Annotated in this window: 27 protein-coding genes and 1 tRNA gene; 16 read left to right on the top strand and 12 right to left on the bottom strand. The window is 69.2% G+C overall.

Features of this window, described 5'->3' with window-relative positions:
• Window positions 1–18: 18 nt before the first annotated feature.
• Complete coding sequence (gene ettA, locus PBN85_RS08690) at window positions 19–1698, bottom strand: energy-dependent translational throttle protein EttA (protein WP_037536730.1); 1680 nt, start codon at window positions 1696–1698, stop codon at window positions 19–21.
• Window positions 1699–1855: 157 nt separating this feature from the next.
• Between ettA and PBN85_RS08685 the strand changes: the two genes are divergently transcribed.
• From PBN85_RS08685 to PBN85_RS08675, 3 genes are all read left to right on the top strand, one after another.
• Complete coding sequence (locus PBN85_RS08685; protein ID WP_271300777.1) at window positions 1856–3253, top strand: M28 family peptidase; 1398 nt, start codon at window positions 1856–1858, stop codon at window positions 3251–3253.
• Between the two features lie 136 nt (window positions 3254–3389).
• Window positions 3390–3653 (top strand): hypothetical protein, encoded by a 264-nt coding sequence (locus PBN85_RS08680; protein WP_037536734.1) that lies wholly within the window; start codon window positions 3390–3392, stop codon window positions 3651–3653.
• Window positions 3654–3802: 149 nt separating this feature from the next.
• Window positions 3803–3878, top strand: a tRNA-Ile gene (locus PBN85_RS08675).
• Window positions 3879–3914: 36 nt separating this feature from the next.
• On the opposite strand, the gene PBN85_RS08670 is transcribed toward PBN85_RS08675, so the two are convergent.
• Window positions 3915–4202 carry a helix-turn-helix transcriptional regulator gene (locus tag PBN85_RS08670; protein WP_271300864.1) on the bottom strand — a complete coding sequence of 96 codons (288 nt, stop codon included), beginning with the start codon at window positions 4200–4202 and terminating at the stop codon, window positions 3915–3917.
• Between the two features lie 130 nt (window positions 4203–4332).
• Here PBN85_RS08670 and PBN85_RS08665 point away from each other — a divergent pair, with 130 nt between their 5' ends.
• Window positions 4333–4581 carry a hypothetical protein gene (locus PBN85_RS08665; RefSeq protein WP_271300776.1) on the top strand — a complete coding sequence of 83 codons (249 nt, stop codon included), beginning with the start codon at window positions 4333–4335 and terminating at the stop codon, window positions 4579–4581.
• A gap of 496 nt (window positions 4582–5077) precedes the next feature.
• Here the strand turns inward: PBN85_RS08665 and PBN85_RS08660 are convergent, their stop codons facing one another.
• The 7 genes from PBN85_RS08660 to hisI form a co-directional block, all read right to left on the bottom strand.
• Window positions 5078–6538 carry a flavin-containing monooxygenase gene (locus PBN85_RS08660; protein WP_271300775.1) on the bottom strand — a complete coding sequence of 487 codons (1461 nt, stop codon included), beginning with the start codon at window positions 6536–6538 and terminating at the stop codon, window positions 5078–5080.
• A gap of 118 nt (window positions 6539–6656) precedes the next feature.
• On the bottom strand, window positions 6657–6842 hold the full coding sequence (locus PBN85_RS08655; RefSeq protein ID WP_037531194.1) for a hypothetical protein: 186 nt from the start codon (window positions 6840–6842) through the stop codon (window positions 6657–6659).
• Window positions 6843–6884: 42 nt separating this feature from the next.
• Window positions 6885–7808 (bottom strand): serine O-acetyltransferase EpsC, encoded by a 924-nt coding sequence (epsC, locus tag PBN85_RS08650; protein WP_271300774.1) that lies wholly within the window; start codon window positions 7806–7808, stop codon window positions 6885–6887.
• 135 nt (window positions 7809–7943) lie between these two features.
• Window positions 7944–9746 carry an acyl-CoA dehydrogenase C-terminal domain-containing protein gene (locus PBN85_RS08645; protein ID WP_271300773.1) on the bottom strand — a complete coding sequence of 601 codons (1803 nt, stop codon included), beginning with the start codon at window positions 9744–9746 and terminating at the stop codon, window positions 7944–7946.
• A 4-nt stretch (window positions 9747–9750) separates the two neighbouring features.
• Window positions 9751–10176: a MerR family transcriptional regulator gene (locus PBN85_RS08640; protein ID WP_037531199.1), complete on the bottom strand. Its 426-nt coding sequence runs from the start codon at window positions 10174–10176 to the stop codon at window positions 9751–9753.
• Window positions 10177–10212: 36 nt separating this feature from the next.
• A complete protein-coding gene (locus PBN85_RS08635; protein ID WP_037531200.1) occupies window positions 10213–10716 on the bottom strand; it encodes a hypothetical protein in 504 nt (167 codons plus the stop codon).
• Window positions 10713–11072 carry a phosphoribosyl-AMP cyclohydrolase gene (hisI, locus tag PBN85_RS08630; protein ID WP_271300772.1) on the bottom strand — a complete coding sequence of 120 codons (360 nt, stop codon included), beginning with the start codon at window positions 11070–11072 and terminating at the stop codon, window positions 10713–10715. Before hisI ends, PBN85_RS08635 begins: the two co-directional genes overlap by 4 nt.
• A 127-nt stretch (window positions 11073–11199) precedes the next feature.
• On the opposite strand from hisI, the gene PBN85_RS08625 reads away from it, so the two are divergent.
• From PBN85_RS08625 to PBN85_RS08615, 3 genes are read left to right on the top strand one after another with little or no spacing between them, the layout of a single operon-like run.
• Window positions 11200–12474 (top strand): MFS transporter, encoded by a 1275-nt coding sequence (locus tag PBN85_RS08625; protein WP_037531204.1) that lies wholly within the window; start codon window positions 11200–11202, stop codon window positions 12472–12474.
• Entirely contained in the window at window positions 12471–13391 is a 921-nt protein-coding gene (cysK, locus tag PBN85_RS08620; protein WP_037531206.1) for a cysteine synthase A, read from the top strand. The genes PBN85_RS08625 and cysK overlap by 4 nt, the downstream gene beginning before the upstream one ends.
• Window positions 13388–14755: a cell wall hydrolase gene (locus tag PBN85_RS08615; protein ID WP_271300771.1), complete on the top strand. Its 1368-nt coding sequence runs from the start codon at window positions 13388–13390 to the stop codon at window positions 14753–14755. The genes cysK and PBN85_RS08615 overlap by 4 nt, the downstream gene beginning before the upstream one ends.
• Window positions 14756–14948: 193 nt before the next feature.
• Here PBN85_RS08615 and PBN85_RS08610 read toward each other — a convergent pair whose 3' ends face one another.
• Complete coding sequence (locus tag PBN85_RS08610) at window positions 14949–15200, bottom strand: Rho termination factor N-terminal domain-containing protein (protein WP_271300770.1); 252 nt, start codon at window positions 15198–15200, stop codon at window positions 14949–14951.
• Window positions 15201–15326: 126 nt separating this feature from the next.
• Here PBN85_RS08610 and purF point away from each other — a divergent pair, with 126 nt between their 5' ends.
• Window positions 15327–16784, top strand: coding sequence for an amidophosphoribosyltransferase (gene purF, locus PBN85_RS08605; protein WP_037531209.1), 1458 nt, complete (start codon window positions 15327–15329; stop codon window positions 16782–16784).
• Between the two features lie 3 nt (window positions 16785–16787).
• Window positions 16788–17495, top strand: a complete 708-nt coding sequence (locus PBN85_RS08600) for an SDR family NAD(P)-dependent oxidoreductase (RefSeq protein ID WP_037531211.1) — start codon at window positions 16788–16790, stop codon at window positions 17493–17495.
• A 218-nt stretch (window positions 17496–17713) separates the two neighbouring features.
• Here PBN85_RS08600 and PBN85_RS08595 read toward each other — a convergent pair whose 3' ends face one another.
• Entirely contained in the window at window positions 17714–18919 is a 1206-nt protein-coding gene (locus PBN85_RS08595) for an SAM-dependent methyltransferase (protein ID WP_271300769.1), read from the bottom strand.
• Between the two features lie 27 nt (window positions 18920–18946).
• Window positions 18947–19843: a histone deacetylase family protein gene (locus tag PBN85_RS08590; protein ID WP_271300768.1), complete on the bottom strand. Its 897-nt coding sequence runs from the start codon at window positions 19841–19843 to the stop codon at window positions 18947–18949.
• 55 nt (window positions 19844–19898) lie between these two features.
• Between PBN85_RS08590 and PBN85_RS08585 the strand changes: the two genes are divergently transcribed.
• The 7 genes from PBN85_RS08585 (at window position 19899) to PBN85_RS08555 (ending at window position 26213) form a co-directional block, all read left to right on the top strand.
• On the top strand, window positions 19899–20882 hold the full coding sequence (locus tag PBN85_RS08585; protein WP_271300767.1) for an alpha/beta hydrolase: 984 nt from the start codon (window positions 19899–19901) through the stop codon (window positions 20880–20882).
• Window positions 20882–21379 carry an RNA pyrophosphohydrolase gene (locus PBN85_RS08580; RefSeq protein ID WP_271300766.1) on the top strand — a complete coding sequence of 166 codons (498 nt, stop codon included), beginning with the start codon at window positions 20882–20884 and terminating at the stop codon, window positions 21377–21379. Before PBN85_RS08585 ends, PBN85_RS08580 begins: the two co-directional genes overlap by 1 nt.
• Before the next feature lie 48 nt (window positions 21380–21427).
• The gene (locus PBN85_RS08575) at window positions 21428–22357 is read left to right on the top strand and encodes a DUF481 domain-containing protein (RefSeq protein ID WP_081792854.1); all 930 of its coding nucleotides are present in this window, start codon (window positions 21428–21430) and stop codon (window positions 22355–22357) included.
• Between the two features lie 43 nt (window positions 22358–22400).
• On the top strand, window positions 22401–23606 hold the full coding sequence (locus PBN85_RS08570) for a hydrolase (protein WP_271300765.1): 1206 nt from the start codon (window positions 22401–22403) through the stop codon (window positions 23604–23606).
• A complete protein-coding gene (locus tag PBN85_RS08565) occupies window positions 23603–24625 on the top strand; it encodes an arginine N-succinyltransferase (RefSeq protein ID WP_271300764.1) in 1023 nt (340 codons plus the stop codon). Before PBN85_RS08570 ends, PBN85_RS08565 begins: the two co-directional genes overlap by 4 nt.
• Window positions 24619–25863, top strand: coding sequence for an N-succinylarginine dihydrolase (locus PBN85_RS08560; RefSeq protein ID WP_271300763.1), 1245 nt, complete (start codon window positions 24619–24621; stop codon window positions 25861–25863). Before PBN85_RS08565 ends, PBN85_RS08560 begins: the two co-directional genes overlap by 7 nt.
• Window positions 25864–25994: 131 nt before the next feature.
• Window positions 25995–26213 carry a hypothetical protein gene (locus tag PBN85_RS08555; RefSeq protein WP_037531335.1) on the top strand — a complete coding sequence of 73 codons (219 nt, stop codon included), beginning with the start codon at window positions 25995–25997 and terminating at the stop codon, window positions 26211–26213.
• Window positions 26214–26233 lie beyond the last annotated feature (20 nt).

Below are 26233 nucleotides of genomic sequence, written 5' to 3'. Positions count from 1 at the left end.
GAGCCGCCCCTTCCCGGATCAGCGCGTCAGCTTCTTGTAGGCGAGGCGGGTCGGCCGGTCGGCGGCGTCGCCCAGGCGGCGGCGCTTGTCTTCCTCGTAGCTCTCGTAATTGCCCTCGAACCATTCGACGTGGCTGTCGCCTTCGAAGGCGAGGATGTGCGTGCAGAGACGATCGAGGAAGAAGCGATCGTGGCTGATCACCACCGCACAGCCCGCGAAGGTCTCCAGCGCCTCCTCGAGCGCGCGCAGCGTCTCGACGTCGAGGTCGTTGGTCGGCTCGTCGAGAAGCAGGACGTTGCCGCCCTCTTTGAGCATCTTGGCCATATGGACGCGGTTGCGCTCACCGCCCGACAGCTGCCCGACCTTCTTCTGCTGGTCCGGCCCGCGGAAGTTGAACGCGCCGACATAGGCGCGCGTGCCCAGTTCCTGCTTGCCGAAGCGGAAGACCTCCAGCTCGTCGGAGATTTCCTGCCAGACGTTCTTGTTCGGATCGAGATCGTCACGGCTCTGGTCGACATAGCCGAGCTTGACCGTCGAACCGACCTCGATCGATCCGGAGTCAGGCGTTTCCTGCCCGGTGATCAGCTTGAACAGGGTCGACTTGCCGGCGCCGTTGGGGCCGATCACCCCGACGATGCCGCCCGGCGGCAGCGTGAAGTCGAGATTGTCGAACAGCAGTTTGTCGCCATAGGCCTTGGTCAGTCCCTTGGCCTCGATCACCTTGCCGCCGAGCCGCTCGGGGATCTGGATGAGGATCTGCGCCTTGCCGGCGACGCGATTCTCCTGCTTCTCCATGAGCTCCTCGAACGCACGGATACGCGCCTTCGACTTGGTCTGGCGCGCCTTGGGAGTCTGGCGCATCCAGGCGAGCTCGTCGGCGATCGCCTTCTGCTTGCCGGCTTCCTCGCGCTCCTCCTGCTCGAGCCGCTTCGCCTTCTTTTCGAGATAGCCCGAATAGTTGCTCTCATAGGTGTAATAGCGGCCGCGATCGAGCTCGAGCACCCAGTTGACGACATTGTCGAGGAAGTAGCGATCGTGCGTCACCAGGATGACGTTGCCGGTATATTCCTTGAGGTAATTTTCCAGCCACGACACGCTTTCGGCGTCGAGGTGGTTGGTCGGCTCGTCGAGCAGCAGGATGTCGGGCTTTTCGAGCAGCAGCTTGCACAGGGCGACGCGGCGCTTCTCACCGCCCGACAGGCGGCTGACGTCGGCGTCGCCGGGCGGGCAGCGCAACGCCTCCATCGCCTGTTCGAGCTGGCTGTCGAGCGACCAGCCGTCGACCGCGTCGATCTTGGCCTGGAGATCGCCCATCTCCTCCATCAGCGCGTCGAAATCGGTATCGTCCTTGGGATCGCCCATCTCCGCCGAAATGGCGTTGAAGCGATCGACCAGATCGGCGACCGGCCGCACGCCATCCTTGACGTTGCCCATCACGTCCTTGCTCGGATCGAGCTGCGGCTCCTGCGCCAGATAGCCGACGCGCACGCCCTCCGCCGCCCAGGCCTCGCCGGTGAAATCGGGGTCCATCCCCGCCATGATCTTCATCAGCGTCGATTTGCCCGCGCCGTTGGGGCCGATGATCGCGATCTTCGCCGACGGGATGAACTGCAGGTGGATGTTGTTGAGGACGGGCTTGTTCGCGCCGGGGAAGGTCTTGGTCAGACCCTTCATGACGTAGGTATACTGGACGGCCATGTGCCGACGGCTCCTGATCGAAGGTACGGGAAATTCGTAGGTGGCATGTAGCGATCCGGCGACGCGCGTGCAAATGCCGCCGCGGTCCGCCGCTTGTGCTTGCCCGCGGCTTCGCCCACACCCGGGGCGCATTGATTGGACAGGGGATATTCCACGAATGACGCGCATCGCATTGGCCTTGCTGGCCCTCGCCTCCTCCACCGCGCTGTCGGCGCAGCGCCAGGCGCCGCCGACTCCCGCCCCGGTCGACGCCAAGGTCGCGGCGCTGCGCGATGCGGCGCTCAAGGACGACCTCGCCTATGACATCGTCGAGGGCCTGACCACCGAGGTCGGCCAGCGGCTCGCGGCGACCGAGGCCGAGGCGCGGGCGCGCAGCTGGGGCGTCGCGCGGCTCAAGGCGTTGGGCTTCAAGAACGTGCACGTCGAAACCTATCAGATGCCGGTGTGGCTGCGCGGCGAGGAGCGCGCCGAGGTGATCGCCCCCTTCCCGCAGCAGCTCAAGCTGGTCGCGCTCGGCAATTCGGGCGCCACCCCCGCCGCCGGCCTCACCGCGCCGGTGGTGGTGTTCCGCAGCTATGGCGAGTTCGCCAATGCCCCCGCCGAGGCGGTGCGCGGCCGCATCGTCTATGTCGGCAATGCGATGCAGCCGACGCAGGACGGGTCGAGCTACGGCGCCTATGGCCCCGCGCGGTTCGTCGGCCCGGCCCTCGCCGCGAGCAAGGGCGCCGCGGCGATCGTCATCAAGTCGATCGGCACCGATCACCACCGCAATCCGCACACCGGCGTCACCGATTTCCCCGCCGGCGTCGCGCCGATCCCGGCGGCGGCGCTGTCGGTCAGCGATGCCGAACTGCTCGAACGGATCGCCGACCGCGGCAAGCCGATCTCGCTGAAGCTCGTACTGACGCCGCGCTTCGCCGGCACCGGCACCTCGGGCAACGTCATCGCCGAAGTCCCCGGCAGCGATCCCAAGGCCGGCGTCGTGCTGGTCGGCGGGCATCTCGACAGCTGGGACCTCGGCACGGGCGCGATCGACGATGCCAGCGGCGTCGCGATCACCACCGCCGCCGCCAAGCGGCTGCTCGACGGACCGCGGCCGCGCCGCACGATCCGCGTCGTCTGGTTCGGCGCGGAGGAGCCGGGCGGCTATGGCGGCAAGGACTATGCCCGCGTCCATGGCGGCGAACGCCACGCCACCGCCGGTGAAAGCGATTTCGGCGCCGATCGCATCTGGCGGTTCGAGGTCAATCTGCCCGACAGCGCCAAGCCGGTCGCCGATCGCCTGCAGACCGCGCTCGCGCCGCTCGGCATCGGCCGGGGGTCCGGCCTCGGCGGCGACGGCACCGACGTCGGTCCGACGCTCGCGCTCAGGGTCGCGGCGATCGACCTCAACCAGGACGGAAGCCGCTATTTCGACACGCATCACACGCCCGACGACACGCTCGACCGGATCGATCCGGAGCAGCTCCGCCAGAACGTCGCCGCCTGGACGACGATGCTCGCGGTGGTCGCCAACGCCCCCGAGGAGATCGGTCCGGTGACGCCGCGACGCTGAGTTGCTGATGCGGCGGAACCTTTCGGCCGGATGAATTTCCCGATTGACCGGGGGGAGTCGTGCGGTATTTGGGCTGTCTCGCGACGGCGATCGGGCCGGCCGCGATTTTTGCTTTGCTTTGCTTGGGAGCAACCGAATGAAGAAGATCGCTTTCGTTCTCGCTGCCGCCGGCCTGATGTCCGTCGCAGCCTGCCACAAGTCGCCTGAAGCGGCCGCCGTTGAGAACAACGGGGACATGCTCGCCGACAACATGGAAGCGCAGGCCGACAACATCGACGCGCTTGCCGACAACACCTCGAACGCCGCCGCTGCCGCCGCGCTCGAGAACGTTGCCGACAACACCAACGCCGCCGCGGACAACGTCCGTGACGCAGCCGAGGCCAAGGCCGACAACATGTAATCGGCCGGCGTCGGCGATCTGCCGACGCCCCGATCATGCTGTCGCACGATCTCGAAGGGCGCTCCCGCAACGGGGCGCCCTTTTTGCTGCGCGCCGCGCCCGCGGCACTTTTGCTTTGCCGGCGGTTGCGCTAGCGCTGCGCAGCGGTGGGGCCTGTAGCTCAATGGTTAGAGCTGGCCGCTCATAACGGCTAGGTTGCGGGTTCGAGTCCTGCCGGGCCCACCAACGCATTCACTCCGACCGCCGCAGCGCCCCTCGCCGTCACGATGACCGCGGCGCGAACCATTCGCCGAGCAGGGGGCGGAGCGCCTCGGCAAGCGACACCAGCGCGCGATCCCCGGCCCCCGCGGCCCCCGCGTCATCATTGGCTGCGGCGGCGGGCGGGCGCATCGTGACATAGCGCACCGCCAGCTCGGTGCGGGTCTCGATCGGCGCCGTACCCCGCTCCATCGCGCCGACCGCCTCGCGCGCCATGCCGATCGCTTCGCCGAGTGCGGCCTGGGATAACCCGGCCGCCTTGCGTATCGCCTTCAGTTCGTCAGCATGCATCACCAACCACTTCTCCCTATGAGACCTTCAGCATCCCCGCCCCAGCGATCGCGTCACAAACGGGATGGATCAGAGTCAGCGTGGCTTACCCATCGATCCGATCTAGCCTCTCATCAGCAGGGAGGACATCATGATCGCTCAAGCGCTGACGGCTGCCATCGCCATGGTCTTTGCTGCCCAAACCACACCCGCCGCCGACCACGAGAACAACCGGAACAGGAAAGTCTGTCGGCAGGATCAAAGCACGGGCAGCATATTGCCCCGGCGCATATGCCATAGCCGATCCGAATGGGCGGCCGTTCTCGAAAAGCAAGGCGACGACACCAACAATGCCCTGGTGCGGCGTGGCAACAACAAGATCCAGCCCTTCCAGAATTAGGCGGGAAGGACGCATGACCGATCTCAGATCGCGCGGCTCGTCCCGCGCGCGGTCATCTCGCCGGCCGGCTGACGTGCGACGAGACTGCCTGTCAGAAAAGGGGACGGGTGGCTCCTCCCTCATCCGATAATCTCCGGGACCGTCTCCGGCGCGTCGAGGCTCGTAGGCGCGATGACGGCGCCGAACGCGGCGGTCGCTGCGTCACGGGTCGGGCGTCTGATCGATACAGGGCGTTCGGGAGGCGATGGCCTGGCCTTGGACTTGGCGTGATGCTGGCCGGATGCTCGAGCCCGGCGACACAGGCGGGAGACACATGACCTCGCCTTCGCCAAGGGCGGCGCGACCGATCGCTGCACGGCGACGCGCGCGGCGACGGAAGGCGATCAGAAGCAGGGCGACGAGGACCGGGACATGGCGCAGGAAGGCCGAGGCGGAATGCCGTACCGCCCGTCCGGTCAACGGCAGCGCGACATAGGTCCGTCCGATCCGGGACGCGTTACCCGGCTTTATCTGCCGCCGGCGTGAACCGCAGCACGCCGTCGTCGATCCGACCGGTGCGGAACGACCACAGGTCGCGCAGATAATTCTGATGGACGCGCCACGGGGCGCGCCTGCCCTGCCGCGGCAGCAGATGCGCGGACCGCTGGATATAGCCCGAGCTGAGATCGAGAATCGGCGTGTCCGGTGCCTCGGTGTCGGCGGGCACGGGCACGGCGCTGGCCAGCCCGCGCGCCGTCATATGGTCGAGCAGCCGGCGGACGAAGCGCGCGGTGAGGTCGCTGCGCAGCGTCCACGAGGCGTTGGTATATCCGACCGCAAAGGCGAGATTGGGCACGCCGGCGAGCATCGCGCCGCGGTACATCAGTCGCTCGCCCGGCTCGACCGCGACGCCGTCGACGCTGAGCCGGGCGCCGCCCATCACCTGGAGGTTGAGCCCGGTCGCGGTGACCAGGATATCGGCGGCAAGCGTCCTGCCGGAGGTGAAGGCCAAGCCGTCCGGCCGCAGCGACTCGATCGTGTCGGTGACGATCGCCGCGCGCCCGTCGCGCAAAACCGCGAACAGATCACCGTCCGGCGCAAGACAAAGCCGCTGGTCCCAGGGATCGTAGCGCGGCGTCAGGTGCGTCGCGATATCGAATGCGTCACCGAGCAACCGGCGCTGCCTCGCCGCGATCTGGCGCTTGAGCAGGCCCGGCCAGCGCCGCGACAGGCCGTAGGTCGCGACCGCATAACCGATCGCCTTCCACCGCACCGCCGCCGCCGCCACCCGCCGCGGCAGCCAGCGATGCAGGCGGGCGGCGAGCGCATCGGTCGCCGGCTGCGCGACGATATAGGTCGGCGAGCGCTGCACCATCGTCACTTGCGCGGCGCCGCGCGCGACCAGCGCGGGCAGCAGCGTCACCGCGGTGGCGCCGGAGCCGATCACCGCGATGCGCCTGCCCGCGACCTCGAGATCCTCCGGCCAGAATTGCGGGTGGATGACGGGGCCGGCGAACGCCTCCCGCCCCGGCCAGTCCGGCGCATGCGCGCTGGCATAATGGTAATAGCCCGCGCACAGGAACAGGAAGCGGCAATGAAGCTGCTGCTCGACACCGTCCGCCGTATAGCGCACCGTCCAGCGCGCCTGCGCCGACGACCAGTCCGCCGCGATCACCCGATGCCGCAGCCGCACCTTGGCGTCGATGCCGAAGGCCGCGGCCGTCTCGCGGATATAGTCGCGGATCGCTTCGCCCCCGGCGATCGCGTCGCCGCCGCGCCACGGATGAAAGGGGAAGCCGAGCGTCGCCATGTCCGAGTCGGAGCGGATGCCGGGATAGCGGAACAGGTCCCAGGTGCCGCCGATCGCGTCACGCGCCTCGAAGATCGCATAGCGGTACGGCGCAGCGCGCTCCTGCAACCGGAAGGCGGCCCCGATCCCCGACAGGCCGGCGCCGACGATCAGGACATCCAGCTCCATCGCCGCGCCGATCAGAACAGGTCGATCTTGACGCCCAAAGCGTAGATCATCCCGGCAAAGCCGGCGAGGAACAGCGCGGTGGCGATCATCGCCCCGATATCGCTGGTCGTCTCGCGCTTCACGATGCCGGCTGCGCCTTGACGATGCCATGCACGCGTTCGAGCGTGTCGAGCACCAGCCGCAGATCGTCGGCGGTCAGCGCGCTCGCCTCGTCGACATAGTCGCCGCTGGCGAAGGTCGCCGCGAAGGCGTGCAGGTGGTTGAGCGCTTCGCCGAGCCGGTGGGTCGCTGCATTTTCCGTCATATCAGCAGCCTAGTCATGGTTGCCGGCGCAGCGCAAGCGGCGTCACGGCACACCGGGCAAGGCGTGGAAGACGGGCGGCGGCGCCTCGACCGCGGTGTCAGCGGGAACGTCCCGGCGCAGCCACACGCCGCCGCCGATCCGCGCCCGCGCCCCGATCGTGACGCGGCCGACGATCGTCGCATTGGCGTGGATGACGACATCGTCGGCGACCACCGGATGCCGCGGCGTGCCCGCCTTGTCGCCGAACAGATCGGGATCGCCGCCCAGCGTCACGCCCTGGTACAGCCGGACGCGATCGCCGATCACGCTGGTTTCGCCGATCACCACGCCGGTGCCGTGATCGATGAAGAAGCGCCGGCCGATCGTCGCGGCGGGATGGATGTCGATGCCGGTGCCGGCATGCGCGATCTCGGCGATCAAGCGCGCGACGAGCGGCGCGCCGAGCCGGTAGAGCAGATGCGCGATGCGATGATGGATGATCGCGGTGAACGAGGGATAGGCGAGCAGCACCTCGTCGACGCTGCGCGCCGCCGGGTCGGCGTCATAGGCGGCCTCGACATCGCTATCGAGCAACCGGCGCAGCGCCGGCAGGCCCGCGGCAAATGCGCCGGTCAGCCGCTCGCTCGTCGCGGCGGTGGCGGTCGAGTCACCGTCGCTCCGATAGCGCAGCTCGAGATCGATCTGCGCGGCGAGCTGCGACAGGGTCGATTCGAGCGAGGCGGCAATGAAGGCATTCTCGTTGGCGGCGGTCAGTTCCAACGGGCCGAGGCGCAGCGGGAACAGCGCGGTGCCGAGTTCGCCGGCGATCCGCTTCAGCGCCTGCCGCGACGGAAAGCGGCTGCCCTGCTCGGCCTTGTTGGGATGCGCGGCGCGCCAGGCGACCCGCGCCTCGCGCAGGCCGTCGACGACGCGGTCGAGCTGCTGCGGAAATGCGATCGGCATTACGTCGGAAAGCGGGTCAGCCACAGCCTTGTCCTCACTGGGGAAAGGCATTTCGGCGAGGCGGCGCCGGCTTGGCAAAGCAGCTTGCCTTGTCGCGCGGCAAGTCCGGGTTGCAGCAACGCGGTCGGGTCGCTGCGGGCGACCCGACCGGTCGGACGATCAGGCCGCGCGGAACATCTCGGGTGGCAGCGCCATCAGGCTGTCCGCCCCGCCCTCGATCTTGCGACGCAGCGCCCCGGCATCGGGCACGATCCGCTCGGCGAAGAAGCGCGCGGTGACCAGCTTGGCGTCGAGGAAGGCGGCATCGCCCTCGCCCGCCGCCTTGAGCCCGGCGGCCGCCTTGGCCATGCGCAGCCACATCAGCCCGGTCGCGACGATCCCCATCAGATGCATGTACGGCACCGCGCCGGCACCGACATGTTCGGGGTTCTTCATGCCATTGGCCATGAACCACATCGTCGCCGCCTGCAGTTCGCCGAGCGCCTTCTTGAGCGCACCGGCGATCGCCGCGGTCGCCTCGTCGCCTTCCGCCGCGCCGGCTTCCTCGGCGACGATGCGGAACAACGCCTGCACCGCCCGACCGCCGTTGAGCGCCAGCTTGCGACCGACGAGATCCATCGCCTGCACGCCGTTGGTGCCTTCGTAGATCATCGCGATCCGGGCATCGCGGACATATTGCTCCATGCCCCATTCGGCGATGTAGCCGTGACCGCCATAGACCTGCTGTGCATTGGTCGCGATCTCATAGCCCTTGTCGGTGCCGACGCCCTTGATCACCGGTGTGAGCAGGCCGATCAGATCGCCCGCCAGCTGCCGCTCCCCCTCGTCCGCGCCGTTATGCTCCAGGTCGACCTGCAACGCGCCCCACAGGCACAATGCGCGCAGCCCTTCGGTCCACGCCTTGGCCTCCATCAGCATGCGGCGGATGTCGGGATGGACGAACAGCGTGTCCGCCTTCTCCTCCGGCTGCTTGGGGCCGGTCAGCGCGCGGCCCTGGCGGCGGTCGCCGGCATATTGCACCGCATTCTGATAGGCGACCTCGGCGATGCCGAGCCCCTGCAGGCCGACGCCGAGCCGCGCCGCGTTCATCATGATGAACATCGCGGCGAGGCCCTTCATCTCCTCGCCGACCAGCCAGCCGGTCGCGCCGTCATAGTTCATCACGCAGGTCGAATTGGCGTGGATGCCCATCTTGTGCTCGATCGAGCCGCAGGTCACCGCATTGCGTTCGCCGAGGCTGCCGTCGTCGTTGACCATCACCTTGGGCACGACGAACAGGCTGATCCCCTTCGAACTGTCCGGCGCGCCGGGGGTCTTGGCCAGCACGAGGTGGATGATATTGTCGGTGAGGTCGTGCTCGCCGGCCGAGATGAAGATCTTGGTGCCGGTGATCTTGTATGAGCCGTCCGCCTGCGGCTCCGCCTTGGTGCGGATCAGGCCGAGGTCGGTGCCGCATTGCGGCTCGGTCAGGTTCATCGTCCCGCCCCATTCGCCCGACACCATCTTGGGCACGTACATCGCCTGCTGCTCGGGGCTGCCCTTGGCGATCAGCGCGGCGATCGCGCCATGGGTCAGGCCGGGATACATGGCGAAGGCCATGTTCGAGGAAATCATATATTCCTGGAAGGCGATCGAGACGACGTGCGGCATGCCCTGCCCGCCATATTCGGGCGCATTGCCCAGCGTCGCCCAGCCGCTCTCGACATAGCGGGCATAGGCGTCCTTGAAGCCCTTGGGCGTGGTGACGCTGCCGTCCTCGTGCCGGGTGCAGCCTTCCTGATCGCCCGACTGGTTGAGCGGGAACAGCACCTCGGCGACGAAGCGGCCGCCCTCCTCCAGCACCGCCTCGACCACGTCGGGGGTCGCGGCGTCGAAGCCGGGCAGGTTGGCATAGTTCTGCAAGCCGACGACGTGATCGAGGATGAAGCGCGTGTCGCGGACGGGGGGCGTATATTGGGGCATCCGATTATCCTTGTGTGTCGGCGATATGGACGGCCTCGACGACCGCCACGAATTCGGTGAGCTCGGCGATGGCGGCATCGATGTCCTGCTTCTGCCGTTCGAGCAGATCGATGCGCGCGCGGCAGCGGTCGATCGAGACCTGCCGCTGGAGACGGCGACCGTCACCCAGATCGTAGAGGTCGATCATTTCGCGGATCTCGCCCAGGCTGAAGCCGACGCGCTTGCCGCGCAGGATCCAGGCGAGCCGGGCCCGGTCGCGATGCGAATAGATACGCTGCGTGCCGCGGCGTTCGGGGCCGATCAGCCCCTCGTCCTCATAGAAGCGCAACGCGCGCGCGGTGACGCCGAATTCCTCGCAGAGATCGGAAATGGTGAAATGATCGCGATCGTGGCGATGTTCGATCACGGCATAAGCAGGTGACGAGGCCATGGCCGGACGTTACGTCACGTTTACGTCAACGTCAACCTACTCTCCCATGGTGCACAGCCGCTTTCCGGACGGTGTGCGCAGCGTCGCCGCCTCGGCACGCGACGCGCTGAGCCGCTCGACCGTCAGCGCGTCGAGCGTCGCGCGGCCGGTGCAATATCGGTCGCAGCCGGCGGGCAGAGCGGCGGGGAAGACGATGCGGTCGCCCTCGAACCGCGCGTCGAAGCGGCACGGCCCGAAGGCGATCGCCAGATCGCTGCCGCGGCGGCGTGCCACGCCGGCGGCGGCGCAGCCCTGCCCCTCGCCATAGTCGATCACCGCGCCGATGCGCAGCGCGCCGCCGTCCTGCGGGACGATGCACAGGCGATCGGTCTCCGCCGCCCAGGACCCGACCGGATCGCCGCTCGCCGGATCGGCGACGAGCCCGGCGCGCAGCGCGGCGCGTTCGAGCCGGCTGCCCGGCGTATCCGTCACCGTCGGCGTGGGCGATCCGCAGCCGGCGAGCAGCGCGGCGAGCGCCAGCGCCGCGACCGCCCGCGTCATGCGACCGGCTGCAAGCCGTCGCCGACGATGCGGCGATAGAAACAGCTCGTCGCCCCGGTGTGGCAGGCGGGGCCGGCCGGATCGGCGATGATCCACAGCGCATCCTGATCGCAGTCGATCCGCATCTCGACGACGCGCAGCACGTTGCCGGACGTCTCGCCCTTCTTCCACAGCCGCGCGCGGCTGCGCGACCAGAAGGTCGCCTCGCCGCTCGCCTGGGTCGCGGCGAGCGCCTCCGCATTCATATGCGCGACCATCAGCAGCGCGCCGCCCCGGTCGGTGACCACGGCGGTGACGAGGCCGGCGGCATCATATTTGGGATCGAGGACGAGATTGGTTTCGCGCGGGTCGGACATGGTCCGCCTATAGCGAGCCGCCCGCAGCCGTGCCAAGCGGACGCATCCGGGCGCGTCCGCGACTTAGCCGCCGGCACGCGCATCTGTGTTGCCCTCGGCGGCGGCACGCGGCAAAGCTGCGCGCCACATGGCCACCCACCCCTTCCGCATCGCCAACTTCCGCGCCTATTGGCTGTCCCGCCTGTCGGGCACCGTCGCGCAGACCGCGCTGGCGATCGTCATCGGCTGGCAGGTCTATGGCCTCGCCCGCGAGACGATGGACGTGCGCCAGGCGGCGTTCCTGCTCGGGATGATCGGCGCGGCGCAGTTCGTGCCGCTGTTCCTGCTCACCCCGATCACCGGGCTCGTCGCCGATGCGGTCGACCGGCGCTGGATCGTCCGGACGACCACCGCGCTGCTGGCGCTGGTCGCGGCGATGATCGGCGTGTTGACCTATCTCGGCACGCTGACGCTGCCGGCGCTGTTCGTCGCGGCGGTGCTGGTCGGCGTCGCCCGCGCCTTTTCCGGCCCGGCCTATTCGGCGCTCGCCCCCAATCTGGTGCCGCGCGAGAGCCTGCCGACCGCGATCGCCATCTCGTCGACCGCGTGGCAATTGGGCGCGATCGTCGGGCCGAGCGTCGGCGGCATCCTCTACGCCATCCACCCGCATGTCGCCTATGCGACGATCACCGCTTTGTTCACGCTCGCGGTGGCGACGATGATGACGATCCGGCCGGTGCCGCAACCTGCCGCGCAGAAGGACCGGCGGCCGCTCGCCCGCATCCTCGACGGGTTCAGCTACGTCCGGCAGAACCGGCTGGTGCTCGCCGCGATCACGCTCGACCTGTTCGTCGTGCTGCTCGCCGGCGCCACCGCGCTGCTGCCGATCTACGCGCGCGACATCCTCCACGTCGGCGCGCACGGCCTCGGCATTCTCGCCGCGGGGATGGGGATCGGCGCGGTGACCACCTCGATCTGGTTCTCGTTCCGGCCGATGAACAGCAACGTCGGCGTCAAGATGCTGATCGCCAGCGTCGTCTTCGCGGTCGCGGTGCTGACCTTCGGCCTGTCGCGCTATTTCCCGCTGAGCCTCGCCGCGCTGATCGTCGCGGGCGGCGCCGACATGGTGTCGGTCTACGTCCGCCAGTCGCTGATCCAGCTCCACACGCCCGATGCGATGCGCGGCCGGGTGAGCGCGGTGTCGCAGCTCACCATCTCGGCGAGCAACGAACTCGGCGAGGCGGAGAGCGGGCTGATGGCGTCGCTGCTCGGCCCGGTCGGCGCGGTCGCCTTCGGCGGCGTCGCCGCGATCATCGTCACCCTGCTGTGGGCGCGCCTGTTCCCCGAGTTGCGCCGCGCGCGGACCTTCGACCCGCCCGACATGTTACAGACCGAACCTAGCCACGGAGAAGCCAAGCCATGAAGGCCAACACCATCCTGGACACGATCGGCAACACGCCGCACATCCGCGTCGCCAAGCTGTTCCCTGATTCCGAAGTCTGGATCAAATCCGAACGCTCCAACCCCGGCGGGTCGATCAAGGACCGTATCGCGCTGGCGATGGTCGAGGCGGCGGAGGCCAATGGCGACCTCAAGCCCGGCGGCACGATCATCGAGCCGACCAGCGGCAACACCGGCGTCGGCCTCGCCATGGTCGCCGCGGTCAAGGGCTACAAGCTGATCCTGGTGATGCCTGAGTCGATGTCGCTCGAACGCCGCCGCCTCATGCTCGCCTATGGCGCGACCTTCGACCTGACGCCGCGCGAAAAGGGCATGAAGGGCGCGATCGAGCGGGCGCTCGAACTCGTCCACCAGACGCCCGGCGCCTGGATGCCGCAGCAGTTCGAGAATGGCGCCAACATCGACGTCCATGTCCGCACCACCGCGCAGGAGATCCTCAACGACTTCCGTGATTCGCCGATCGACGTCATCATCACCGGCGTCGGCACCGGCGGCCATATCACCGGCGTCGCCGAGACGCTGAAGAAGGAATGGCCCGACCTCAAGGTGTTCGCGGTCGAGCCCGCCGCCTCGCCGGTGATCGCCGGCGGCCAGCCGGGACCGCACCCGATCCAGGGGATCGGCGCCGGCTTCATCCCGCGCAATCTCCACACCCAGGCGCTCGACGGGGTGATCGAGGTCGACGCCGCGGTCGCCAAGGACATGGCGCGCCGCTCGGCGACCGAGGAGGGCATCCTCGTCGGCATCTCGTCGGGCGCGACGCTGGCCGCGATCCTGCAGAAACTGCCCGACCTGCCCGACGGCGTCCGCGTCCTCGGCTTCAACTATGATACCGGCGAGCGGTATCTGTCGGTGCCGGACTTCCTGCCCGAACAGTGAGCCAGCCCATAACGTCGCGCAGCCCGCTGTGGCTGCGCGCGGTGCTGACGACGACCGCGCTGCTCGCGGTCGCCGTGCCCGCGCTCGTCGTCACCCACCCGCCTGCGATCCCCAAGCCGCGCCTTCCGGTCGTGCCGCAGCGTCGCGTCGTGCCGCCCGCCGAGCTGCCGCCGGTCGAGCCGGTGCGCTTCATCGACCTGTCGCCCGACGACGCCAAGGCGTATAACGCGAGCATCCCCTTCTCCGACCTGCCCAATCCGGCGGCGCGGCCGTTCCGCTTCGCCGGCGGCGGCGAGGATCGCGCCCGCGCCACCGACTGCCTTGCCGCCGGTGTGCTCTACGAGGCGGGCGACGATGCCGAGGGCGAGCGCGCGGTCGCGCAGGTCGTGCTCAACCGCCTGCGCCATCCCGCTTTCCCCAAGACGGTGTGCGGCGTGATCTTCGAGGGGCAGGAACGCACCACCGGCTGCCAGTTCAGCTTCGCCTGCGACCGCGCGCTGACCCGCTGGAGCCCGAGCGCCGACGCCTGGCGGCGCGCGCGCGACGTAGCGACGCTGGCGCTGAACGGCGCGGTCTATCGCCCGGTCGGCTATGCGACGCATTACCATACCGACTGGGTGGTGCCCTATTGGCAGGCGAGCCTCGACAAGGTCGCGGCGGTGCACAGCCACCTCTTCTTCCGCTGGACCGGCTGGTGGGGCACGCCCGCCGCCTTCACCCGCCGGGTCACCGCCGGCGAGCCGGTGATCGCGCAGCTCGCCCCGCTGTCCGATGCGCACAAGACCGGCGCGGCGCTCGCCGATGCCGATGCGGCGCTGCTCGAGGCGTCGGCGGCGCTCGGCCTGATCGCGGCGGAGGGGACGCCCGGCGAATCGGTGCCGTTCGCACCGTCCGCAGGGGATGCCGACAGCTTCTTCGTCACCCTGCCCTGGGGCCTGCAGCCCGAACTCTATCCGACGATCGCCGCCAAGGCGTGCGGCGAGCGCAAGCTGTGCAAATTCTCCGCCTGGAGCGACGCGGCGCTGACGCCGGCCGCCGCGCCGCTCACCCCCGATCAGGTCGCGGCGATGACGTTCAGCTATCTGCGCGATCGCGAGGCCGGGGTGGAGCGGACGCTGTGGAACTGCGCGCGCACTCCGCGCCCCGACAAGCGCCAGTGCATGAAGCAGCAGGTGCTGCTCACCGCCACGCCGGTCGCCGCCGCGACGCCGGTCGCGGCACCGACGCCGGCCGGGCCGCCAGACCTGACCGGCGTCCGCCGCAAGGACATGCCGGCCGCCCAGCCTACCACAACCTCGCGTCCGTCCGCCTTCCCTCGACCATCCTCGAATAGCCGCCGCCTGGCGATCGGCAGCGATCGATAAGCCGCCGCGACGTGCGATTGCTGCCGATGCCGCGCCGATGCCCCTGCCCAAGCAGGCGCCCGGGCTTGCGACAGCGAAGAGCAGTCATTGCACGCAACCCTCGGCTCCTGCTACCGCAGGAACATGTGACACCGGCTGATGACGCGGACGTTCGCGAAGGATCCCGCAAGCGGGATTTGCGGTGGCTTCCCGGCTATTTGTGGTTGCGGATCGCCTTGACGAGGTCCGCCTTGTTCATCGTCGAGCGGCCGCTGATGCCGATCTCGCGCGCTTCCTCGAGCAGGTCGGCCTTGCTGCGCTGCTCGAGCGTGCCGCCCGGATGGTCGAGCGTCCCCGCCGCCTTGGCATTGGCGATCCGCGCCGCCTTCTCCTTCGACGCGCCCTGTTCGCGCAGATCTTCGTAGAGCGTGTCGTCCTTGATCTGCGCGCCGTGATCCTTCGCCATGTCGGCCTCCTTCGGCGCCCAGAACGTGCCGCCTGGCAATCGGTTCGATTTTAGACATTACAAATACGCGACAAACGCGGAATGCGCTCCTATATGGCCACCCGCACGATGTGAGCCCCCGCCACCATGCTGACGACCCATCCGTTTGAAGACGACAAGCTGCGCGAAGAGTGCGGCGTATTCGGTGTATCCGGCAGCGACAGCGCCGCGGCGCTCGTAGCGCTCGGCCTGCACGCGCTCCAGCACCGTGGCCAGGAGGCGGCTGGCATCAGCAGCTTCGACGGTCACCACTTCCACACGCATCGCGCGATGGGCCATGTTGCCGGCAATTTCGATCGCGACGACGTGATCCGGGCGCTGCCCGGCGACTGTGCGGTCGGTCACGTCCGCTATTCGACCACCGGCGAGACCGCGCTGCGCAACGTCCAGCCGCTCTATGCCGAGCTGGCGAGCGGCGGCTTTGCGGTCGCGCATAACGGCAACATTTCCAATGCGATGAAGCTGCGCCGCGAATTGATCCGGCGCGGCTCGATCTTCCAGTCGACCAGCGACACCGAGACGATCATCCATCTCGTCGCCACCTCCAACTACCGCACCCTGCTCGATCGCTTCATCGATGCGCTCAAGCAGATCGAGGGCGCCTACAGCCTCGTCGTGATGACGCCCGAGGGGATGATCGCCTGCCGCGACCCGCTCGGCATCCGACCTCTGGTGATGGGCAAGCTCGACGGCGCGGTGATCTTCGCCTCGGAGACGGTGGCGCTCGACGTGTGCGGCGCGACCTTCGAACGGCAGGTCGAGCCGGGCGAACTGGTCATCGTCCAGAATGGCGAGATCCGCTCGGTCCGTCCGTTCGCGCCGATGGCGCCGCGGCCGTGCATCTTCGAATGGGTCTATTTCAGCCGTCCCGATTCGATCGCCGGCGACCAGTCGGTCTACACCGTCCGCAAGGAGATCGGCGCGCAACTCGCGATCGAGACGCCGGTCGAGGCGGATCTTGTCATCCCGGTCCCCGATTCGGGCGTGCCGGCGGCGATCGGCTATGCGCAGCAATCGGGGATTCCGTTCGAACTCGGCATCATCCGCTCGCATTATGTCGGGCGCACGTTCATCCAGCCGGGCGACAAGGTCCGCCACCTCGGCGTCAAGCTCAAGCACAACGCCAATCGCGCGCTGATCAAGGGCAAGCGCATCATCCTCGTCGACGATTCGATCGTGCGCGGCACCACCAGCCTCAAGATCGTGCAGATGATGCGCGATGCCGGCGCGGCGGAGGTCCATATGCGCATCGCCAGCCCGCCGACGCGGCACAGCTGCTTCTACGGCGTCGACACGCCCGAGCGCGCCAAGCTGCTCGCCGCCAAGCTCGACCTCGGTGGTATGACCGACTTCATCCATGCCGACAGCCTGTCGTTCGTTTCGATCGACGGTCTCTACAAGGCGCTCGGCGAAGCGAAGCGGGCGGACATCCGGCCGAAATATTGCGATGCCTGCTTCACCGGCGATTATCCGACGACGCTGACCGACCAGGACGACAGCGTCGCGGTCGATCAATTCGCGATGCTCGCGGAGCGGGTCAATTAAGCCATGACCAAGCCGCTTGCGAACAGCCTTGCGCTGGTCACCGGCGCGAGCCGCGGCATCGGCGCGGCCACCGCGATCGCGCTCGGTGCGGCCGGCGCGCATGTCGTGCTGACCGCGCGCACCGCCAAAGACCTTGAGGCGGTCGAGGAGACGATCTTCGCCGCCGGCGGCTCGGCGACGATCGCACCGCTCGACCTGACGCAGACCGACAGCGTCGCGCGGCTCGCCACCGCGATCGGCGAGCGCTGGCAGGCGCTCGACCTGCTCGTGCTCAACGCGGCGATGCTCGGCAGTCTCGCCGCGGTGCCGGCGATCGACGCCAAGGAACTGGCGCAGGTGCTGACGCTCAACGTCAGCGCGCAGGTGGCGCTGATCCAGGCGTTCGACCCGATGCTGCGCAGGGCGCGCGCGGGCAAGGTGATCGGCCTCACCTCCAGCGTCGGCCGTGATCCGCGCGCCTATTGGGGCGCTTATGGTGCGTCCAAGGCGGCGTTCGAGACGATGCTCGGCGCCTATGGCGACGAGACCGCCGAGATCAGCGCGATCCGTACCGCGATCCTCGATCCCGGCGCGACCCGCACCAAGATGCGCGCGCGCGCCTATCCCGGCGAGGCGCCCGAGTCGGTCAAGCCGCCCGAGGTGGTGGCCGAGCGCATCGTCGCGCTGGCGATCGCCGGCTTCCCCGCGGGGCATCGCGAGCGCGTCGGCTAGCACGACCGCCGACATTCGCGCGCTGGGCTTATGGTTACGCGGAGGCGCGGAGGGCGCGGAGACTGTGGCGCCGCCGGCTCAGCCTCGGCCTCAGCTTTCATCACGTTCGGGCAAGGCCCGTAACGCTACTTCAACCGGAACCCCTCCGCGCCTCCGCGCGAACCATCCTCAACCCGGCACCAAACCGCGCCCGTCGGTCACGGACAGGGAACCGCGCCCTACCCCGCGTTGACCAAGGTGACCTGCGCGACGTCGATGCCACCGCCGCGGAAGCCGCCTTCGCAATACATCAGATAATAGCGCCACAGGTCGCGGAAGCGGGCGTCGAGCCGCTCGGGCAGCAGCCCGGCCCGGTCGGCATTGTCGAAACGCTCGCGCCAATGGCGCAGCGTCACCGCATAATCGAGGCCGAAGGCATGGTGATCGGTCCATGCCAGCCCGCGCGCCTCGCAGAGCGCGCGGAAGCGGCTCTCCGACAGCAGCATGCCGCCGGGAAAGATATAGCGCTGGATGAAGTCGACGCTGCCGGCGTAGCGGTCGAACACATCGTCGGCGATGCTGATATATTGCAGCGCCGCCCGGCCACCGGGCTTGAGGACGCGCGCCAGCGTGTCGCAATAGGCGGGCCAATAGCGCTGGCCGACCGCCTCGACCATCTCGATGCTCGCCACCGCATCGAACCGGCCGGTGACGTCGCGATAGTCGGTGAGCGCGACGGTGACGCCGGGCAGGCCGAGGCTATCGACCGCCGCTTTCTGTTCGGTCGACAGCGTCAGCGCCGCGACGCGCCGCCCCGCCGCCGCGGCGGTCGCGGCGAACGAGCCCCAGCCGCAGCCGATCTCCAGGATCGTCTCGCCCGGTACCGTCCCGGTCCGCGCGAGGATCGCGTCGAGCTTGCGCTGCTGCGCCTGCTCCAGCGTATCGCCGGGCGCAAACAGGCCGCTCGAATAGGTCAGGCTCGGGTCGAGCCAGGCGCGATAGAAATCGTTGCCGAGGTCGTAATGGTCGGCGATGTTGCGCCGCGCGCCCGCCTTGTGGTTGCGGCGCAAGCGGTGCCAGGCGCGCAGCAGCAGCTTCGATGCGCCATTGGCCCGCGCCGCGCCGGCGAGCGGCACGCGGTTGCGCATGAACAGGTCGAACAACGGCACCGGATCGGGGCTTGACCAGTCGCCGTCGCGCCACGCGCGATACCAGCCGACCGAACCGCCCGTGGCGAGCCGGACGAGCGCGCGCCAGCGGTGCAGCGTGACGATCGGCACCGGCCCCGGCTTGCGCCCGCCGAGCAGGCGGTGGGTGCCGTCCGGCAGCCGCGATTCGATCGCGCCCCACTCGAGCCCGGCGTCGATCCGGTCGAGCATCGGGTGGAAAACCGCGGCGAGGGCGCGTTGCTGTACTGTGTCCGCAGGCATGTCGCGCGCGCTCATGCCGCAGCTTGTGCGATTGGGGAAGGGTCAGCGCAGCGCGATCGCCGCACCGAGCGTCAGGATCGCGGTGACGTGGCGGCGCGCGATCTCCAGCGCATCGTCGCCATAGCCGCCGCCGACCGTGCTGGCGAGCGGCACCCCCTGGGTCAGCCGCGCCACCAGCCGCTCGCGCGCGACCAGCCCGTCGAGACTGAGCGACAGCCGGCCGAGCCGGTCGCCGGCGAAGGGATCGACCCCGGCCTGGTAGAGGACGAGCTGCGGGCGATGCTCGACGAGGAACGGCGTCAGCGTCTGCGCGAGCGTGGCGAGATAGGCCTCGTCATCGACTCCGTCGGGCAAGGCGACGTCGCAGGTCGAGCGGGCTTTGCGCGCGGGGAAGTTCTTCTCGGCGTGGATCGAATAGGTCGCGATCCCCGGCCGTCCGGCAAGCAGCGCGGCGGTGCCGTCGCCCTGATGGACGTCGCAATCGACGACGACGAGCCGCTCCACCGTTCCTTCCTCGATCAGCCGCACCGCGGCGAGCGCGAGGTCGTTGAACACGCAATAGCCCGCCCCCGTCGCGGCAAGGGCATGATGGCTGCCGCCCGCGGTATTGGCGGCGAAGCCGTGGCGCAGCGCGAGCTGCGCGGCGAGCCACGTGCCGCCGGGCACGACGCGCGCGCGCGCGGCGACTTCGGGCGTGACGGGAAAGCCGATCCGTCGCGTCTTCATCGCCGGCACCGCGGCGGTGAGCACCTCGTCGACATAATCGGGATCGTGCACCGCCTCCAGCCACGCGCGCGGCATCGGCTCGGGCTCGTGCCAGGCAAGCCGATCGCCCTCGGCGCGCAACAGGTCGCGGATCAGGCCGTTCTTGTTCCAGCGATAGGTGGAGCGCGCCGGCGCCGGCGCGACATAGGCGGGATGATGGACGATGGGGATCACCGGCTATAATTGGGGATGCGACCGCCGCTTCCCAAGCGGTCGCGCGGAGCGCCGCATGACCGATCCCGCCGCCGCTTATGTCCGCCCGGACGTGAGGCGATTCCTCGATTATCTCAACGCGATGCCCGGCCCGGCGAGCCATGAGCTGCCGCCTGCGCAGGCGCGCCAGCTGCTGCGGTCGTCGCGCGATCTCACCGATCTGCCGGTCGGTGCGATCGCGGTGGTTCGCGACCTCGCCATTCCCGGCCCGGCGGGGACGATCGCGGCGCGGCTGTTCGATGCGCGCGCCAGCCGCGATGCCGGGCCGGCGCTGGTCTTCTTCCACGGCGGAGGCTTCGTCATCGGCGATCTCGATACCCATGCCGGCATCTGCGCCGAGATCGCGCGCACGCTCGACGTGCCGGTGATCGCGGTCGACTATCGGCTTGCCCCCGAACACCCCTGGCCCGCCGCGCCCGACGATTGCACCGCCGCGGCGCGCTGGGTGGCGGAGAGCCCCGCCGCGCTCGATCGCAGCGTCACCAGCCTGATCCTGTGCGGCGACAGTGCCGGCGGCACGCTCGCGATCGTCACCGCGCTCGATCTGCGCGACGCGCCGGCGGCAGTACCGGTGATCGTGCAGGCGCCGATCTATCCGGCGGCGGACAGCGGGCGGCATTATCCGTCGTTCGATACGTTCGCGGACGGCTATCTGCTCACCCGCGACGCGATGCTGTTCTACGACCGGGCCTATCGCGCCGATCCCGCCAGCCCGCGCGGCGCGCCGCTGCGCGGCCGGCTCTACGGGCTGCCGCCCGCGGTGATCGTCACCGCCGGGCTCGACCCGATCCGCGATCAGGGGCGCGCCTATGCCGCCGCGCTGGCGGGCGCAGGCGTGCCGGTGGTGTTCCGCGAGGCGAAAGGGCTGATCCACGCCTTCGTGCTGCTGCGCAAGGCGATCCCGTCGGCGCAGGCGGATGTCGCGGGCTATCTTGCGGCGCTCGCCGCGGTGATCCACGAGGCGGAGGCGGCACGCCTCGCCGCACGGGACCCGATATGATGACCGATACGCTGACCGACCGCCCCTACCGCCCCTGCGCCGGGGTGATGCTGATCAACCGCGACAACCGGGTGTTCGTCGGCGAACGGATCGATACCGTGCTCGAAGCCTGGCAGATGCCGCAGGGCGGGATCGATCCCGGCGAGGACGCCTATGCCGCCGCCCTGCGCGAGCTGGGCGAGGAGACCGGCGTCACCCCCGACAAGGTCGAGCTGGTCGCCGAGGCACCCGACGAATTCTACTACGACCTGCCCGACGATCTCGCCGGCAAGGTGTGGAAGGGCAAATGGCGCGGCCAGCGCCAGCGCTGGTTCCTGTTCCGCTTCCTCGGCGAGGACAGCGACGTGCAGATCGCCACCGCCCATCCCGAATTCCGCGCCTGGCGGTGGAGCGATCCCGACGATCTGCCGCGGATGATCGTGCCGTTCAAGCGCCCGCTGTACGAGGCCGTGCTGGCCGCGTTCCGGCCTCATCTCGGCGCAGCCGCGAGCGGATAAGGTGCTTTTGGGGTTTCATCAGCAAAAGCAGCGGCTAAGGCCTGCGGCGTGCGCGCTCTGACGACCTCGATCCTCGCGGCGATCCTCGCCCCCCTGCTGCTCGCCAACGCGCCCGAGGACGGCGCCCCTGCCGAGGACAAGGTGCCGATCCCCGCGGCGATCCGCTCGATGCTCGACGCAGCGCTGGAGAGCGGCAACGATGGCGACGTGTCGGTGGTGGTCAAATACGCCCGGCTCGCCGATCCGGCGAGCGCCGATGCGGTGCTGGCGATCGCGCAGAAATGGCGCAACGACCGGGCGCAGGCGCGGCAGACGACGATCCGCGAGGCGAGCATGTTCGACCTGTGGAGCGGCCGCGCCGAGCTGGGTGGCTATATCACCACCGGCAACACCGACAGCAAGGGCGGCTCGGCGGTGCTCGACCTGACCCGCGAAGGCCTGCAATGGCGGCATAAATTCCATGCTCAGGCGGATTATCAGGAGAACGCCGGGGTCACGACGCGCGAACATTATCTCGCCAGCTACGAACCGAATTACAAGATCAAGGACCGCGTCTACCTCTATGGCGCGGCGCAATATGAGGAAGACCGGTTCCTCGGCTTCTACCACCGCTATTCGGCATCGACCGGCGTCGGCTATAGCGCGATCAAGACCGCGGCGATCCGCCTCGACGTCGAACTCGGCCCCGCCTTCCGCCAGACCGCCTTCACCGACCAGACTGACCAGAGCAATATCGCCGGCCGCGGCACGCTCGCCTTCAACTGGAAGCTGCTGCCCGGCCTGTCGCTGACCCAGAATGCCTCGGCCTATGTGCAGAGCGCCAACTCGACCTTGAGCGGCACCACCTCGGTCAATGCCAAGCTGATCGGGCCGCTGTCGGCGGCACTGTCGTACAACGTCCAATATGAGAGCATGCCGCCGGTCGGCTCGCTGTCGACCGACACCACCAGCCGCGCCTCGCTCGTCTACAGCTTCTAAGCCGGCCATTCCCCCCGGGCGGCGCATCGGCTAACAGGCGGCGATGAGAGGATTGCCGGACGACGAAGCCGCGCTGATCGCCACCATCGATGCCGCCGCGATGCTGCATCAGGTCGAGGATTGGGCGGCGATCAACAGCGGGACACGCCATCTGGCCGGGGTGGCGCGGATGGCGGAGCGGCTCGCCGAGGCCTTTGCCGCGCTGCCCGGCGAGCTTGCGCTGGTCGCGCCCGACCCGGTCGAGGCGGTCGGTGCGGACGGCACCGTCGCGCGGCTCGATCACGGCGCGCACCTTCACCTGCGGGTCCGGCCGGAGGCGCCGGTGCAGATGCTGTTCACCGGCCATATGGACACGGTCTATCCGGCCGATCATCCCTTCCAGACGCTCACCCATCGCGCCGACGGCACGATCAACGGCCCCGGCACCGCCGATATGAAGGGCGGGCTCGCCGTCATGCTCGCCGCCTTGCGGGCGGTCGAGGCGGCGGGGGTCGGGCGGCTCGGCTATGAGGTGGTGATCAACAGCGACGAGGAGACCGGATCCCTGTCCTCCGCGACGCTGCTCGCCCGCGCGGCGCGCGGCAAGGTCGCGGCGCTGACCTACGAGCCCGCACTGCCCGACGGCACCCTGGCCGGCGCGCGCGGCGGGACCGGCAATTTCTCGATCGTCGTGCGTGGGCGCAGCGCGCACGCAGGGCGCAATCCGGAGGACGGCCGCAATGCGATCGTCGCCGCCGCCGCGCTGGCGGTGCGGCTCAGCGAGGCGCGGGCGCCGGGGCTCGCGGTCAATCCGGCGCGGATCGACGGCGGCGGGCCGAACAATGTCGTCCCCGATCTTGCGGTGCTGCGCGTCAATTTCCGCCCCGCCGCCGCCGCCGAGATCGCGCGCGCCCGCGCCGCGATCGACGCCGCCGTCGCCGAGATCGCGGCCGGACACGAGGTCGCGATCACGGTGCACGGCGGCTTCAACCGCCCGCCCAAGCCGCTCGACGCCGGCGCGGAGGCCCTGTTCGGGCTGGTCGCCTCGGTCGGTGCCGACCTCGACATTCCGATCGGCTGGCGGGCGACCGGCGGCGTCTGCGACGGCAACAATATCGCCGCCGCGGGCGTGCCGGTGATCGATACCATGGGGGTGCGCGGCGGCGCGATCCATTCGGCGGACGAGTTCATGATCGTCGACAGCCTCGCCGAACGCGCCGCGCTGTCGGCGCTCACCATCCACCGCATCATGCGAAAGGGGCAGGCATGACCTTCCGGATCAGGGCGGCGCGCGCCGACGATCTGCAACATCTGTACGAGATGGCCAAGCTGACCGGCGGCGGCTTCACCAATCTGCCGCCCGATCGCAAGGCGCTGCGCGGCAAGCTCGAACGGGCCGGCGCCGCCTTCGCGCGCGCCGACGGGCCGGTGACCGACGAATTGTTCGTGCTGATGCTCGAGAATGTCGCGACCGGCGAGGTGCGCGGCACCTGCCAATTGTTCACCCAGGTCGGCCAGCAGCACCCGTTCTACAGCTATCGGCTCGGCACGCTGACCCAGCATAGCAAGGAGCTGGCACGCACCTTCCGCGCCGAAATGCTCGCGCTGACCACCGATCTCGAAGGATCCTGCGAGGTCGGCGGCCTGTTCCTCCATCCCGGCGAGCGCGCCGGCGGGCTCGGCCTGCTGCTCGCACGCAGCCGGTACCTGTTCATCCGCGCGCACCGCGCCCGCTTCGCCGACCGCATCCTCGCCGAGCTGCGCGGGGTGATCGACGAGACCGGCGGCTCGCCCTTCTGGGACGGGCTCGCCGGGCGGTTCTTCGGGATGAGCTTCCAGGATGCCGACCAGTTCAACGCGATCAACGGCCATCAGATGATCGCCGACCTGATGCCCAAACACCCCATCTATACCGCGATGCTGTCCGAGCCGGCGCGCGCCGCGATCGGCCTGCCCCACCCGAGCGGCAGAGCCGCGATGCGGATGCTGGAGAATGAGGGCTTCAGCTTCGAACAATATGTCGACATCTTCGACGGCGGCCCGACCATGACCGCGCGCACCGATCGGGTCCGCACGATCGAACAGGCGCAGGAGTCGCGGATCACCGCGGTCCACGATGACGGGGGCGAAGGCGAGGAGGCGCTGATCGCGACCGGGCGGCTCGCCGACTTCCGCTGCGCCTTCGGGCTGGTCCGCCCCGCCGCCGACGGCATCGCCGTATCGCGCGCCTGCGTCGAGGCGCTGGGCGTCGGTGTCGGCGACACGGTGTTGCAGGTGCCGCGGTGGTGATCGAGATCAATTTCGACGGCATCGTCGGCCCGAGCCACAATTACGCCGGCCTGTCGTTCGGCAATCTTGCCGCGACGGCGCATGCCGGGCAGGTCTCGCATCCGCGCGCTGCGGCGGTACAGGGACTCGCCAAGATGCGCGCCAATCTTGCGCTCGGGCTGACGCAGGGCGTGCTGCTGCCGCATCGTCGTCCGGACCACGACTGGCTCGCCGCATTGTCCGTCCGTTACGAGGAGGCGTCGCCGCTGCTCCAGGCGCAGGCGATGTCCGCCTCGCCGATGTGGGCGGCGAATGCCGCGACCGTCTCGCCGGCACCGGACACGGCCGACGGACGCTGCCACCTCAGCGTCGCCAACCTGATGACGATGGCGCATCGCAGCCACGAATGGCCCGAGACGCTCGCGCAGCTCCGCCTCGCCTTCGCCGACCCCGGCTTCGCCGTGCACGATCCCGTCCCCGCCCCGTTCGGCGACGAGGGCGCGGCCAATCACATGCGCCTCGCCGCCGCGCACGACGCGCCGGGCGTCGAGATCTTCGTCTACGCGCGCAGCGGCGGTCGCTTCCCGGCCCGCCAGCATCGCGAGGCAAGCGCGGCGATCGCGCGCGCGCACCGGCTCGATCCGGCCCGCGTGCTGTTCGTCGAACAGTCCGAGGAGGCGGTCGCCGCCGGCGCCTTCCACAATGATGTCGTCGCCGTCGCCAACGCGAACGTACTGTTCGCGCACGAACGCGCCTTCGCGGATCGCGAGCGCGTCCATGCCGATCTCCGCCGCCTGCTCCCCGAGGTCGAGATCGTCGAGGTCGCCGAGCGGGACGTCAGCCTCGCCGATGCGATCGCCTCCTATCTGTTCAATGCGCAGCTCGTCACCACCAATGACGGGCCAACCCTGATCGTGCCGAGCGAATGTCGCCGCAACGCCGCGGTGTCGCGCTGGCTCGACGGGCATCTGGCCGGCAATGGCCCGATCCGACGGGTCGAGACGGTCGACGTCACCCAGTCGATGGCGAACGGCGGCGGCCCCGCCTGCCTGCGCCTCCGCGTCGTCGCCGATCCCGCAACGATCGATCCGCGCTTCCTGGTCGATGCGGCGCGGCTCGACGCGATCGAGGCGGTGGTGCGCGCCGAATGGCCCGAAGCGATCGATCCCGCGATGCTCGGCGACGCGGCGCTGCTGCGGTCGATCGCCTCGGCGCGGCGGCGGTTGCTTGAGGTGATGGGCTTGGCGGAGCTGATTTAGGCGGGCTGCGACGACCACAGTCCGGCCTTCCGTCTTGTCGACAATGTCGGGTTACCTGACAGTTAACCAAGCCCGGCACCCGTCGATCGACGCATTTCCGCACTTGGCGCGCGCCATGCATGGCGCCCGCCATGCTGTACCGGATCAAACGCCTGTTCACGGTCAAGACCAAGTTCGAGGCCTTTCTCGTCATCTACGGGCTGGGCGTCGGCGCGGTCGAACGTGGCATCCATTATCTTCAGCAATATCCGGGCTATGGCGGCTGGCTGCTGTTCGCCTGCTGCCCGATCGCGGTGTTCATGGTCGGCGACGTGCTGCTCGACTCGGTCGAGCGGCGGCAGCAGGACTAAGGGGCGGCGATAGGATAAGT

Source organism: Sphingomonas sp. CV7422, assembly GCF_027945725.1.
GTDB classification, from domain to species: Bacteria; Pseudomonadota; Alphaproteobacteria; order Sphingomonadales; family Sphingomonadaceae; genus Sphingomonas; species Sphingomonas kyungheensis.
Note: the sequence above shows the minus strand (reverse complement) of the source record. Positions and strands in the feature narration are given on the sequence as shown.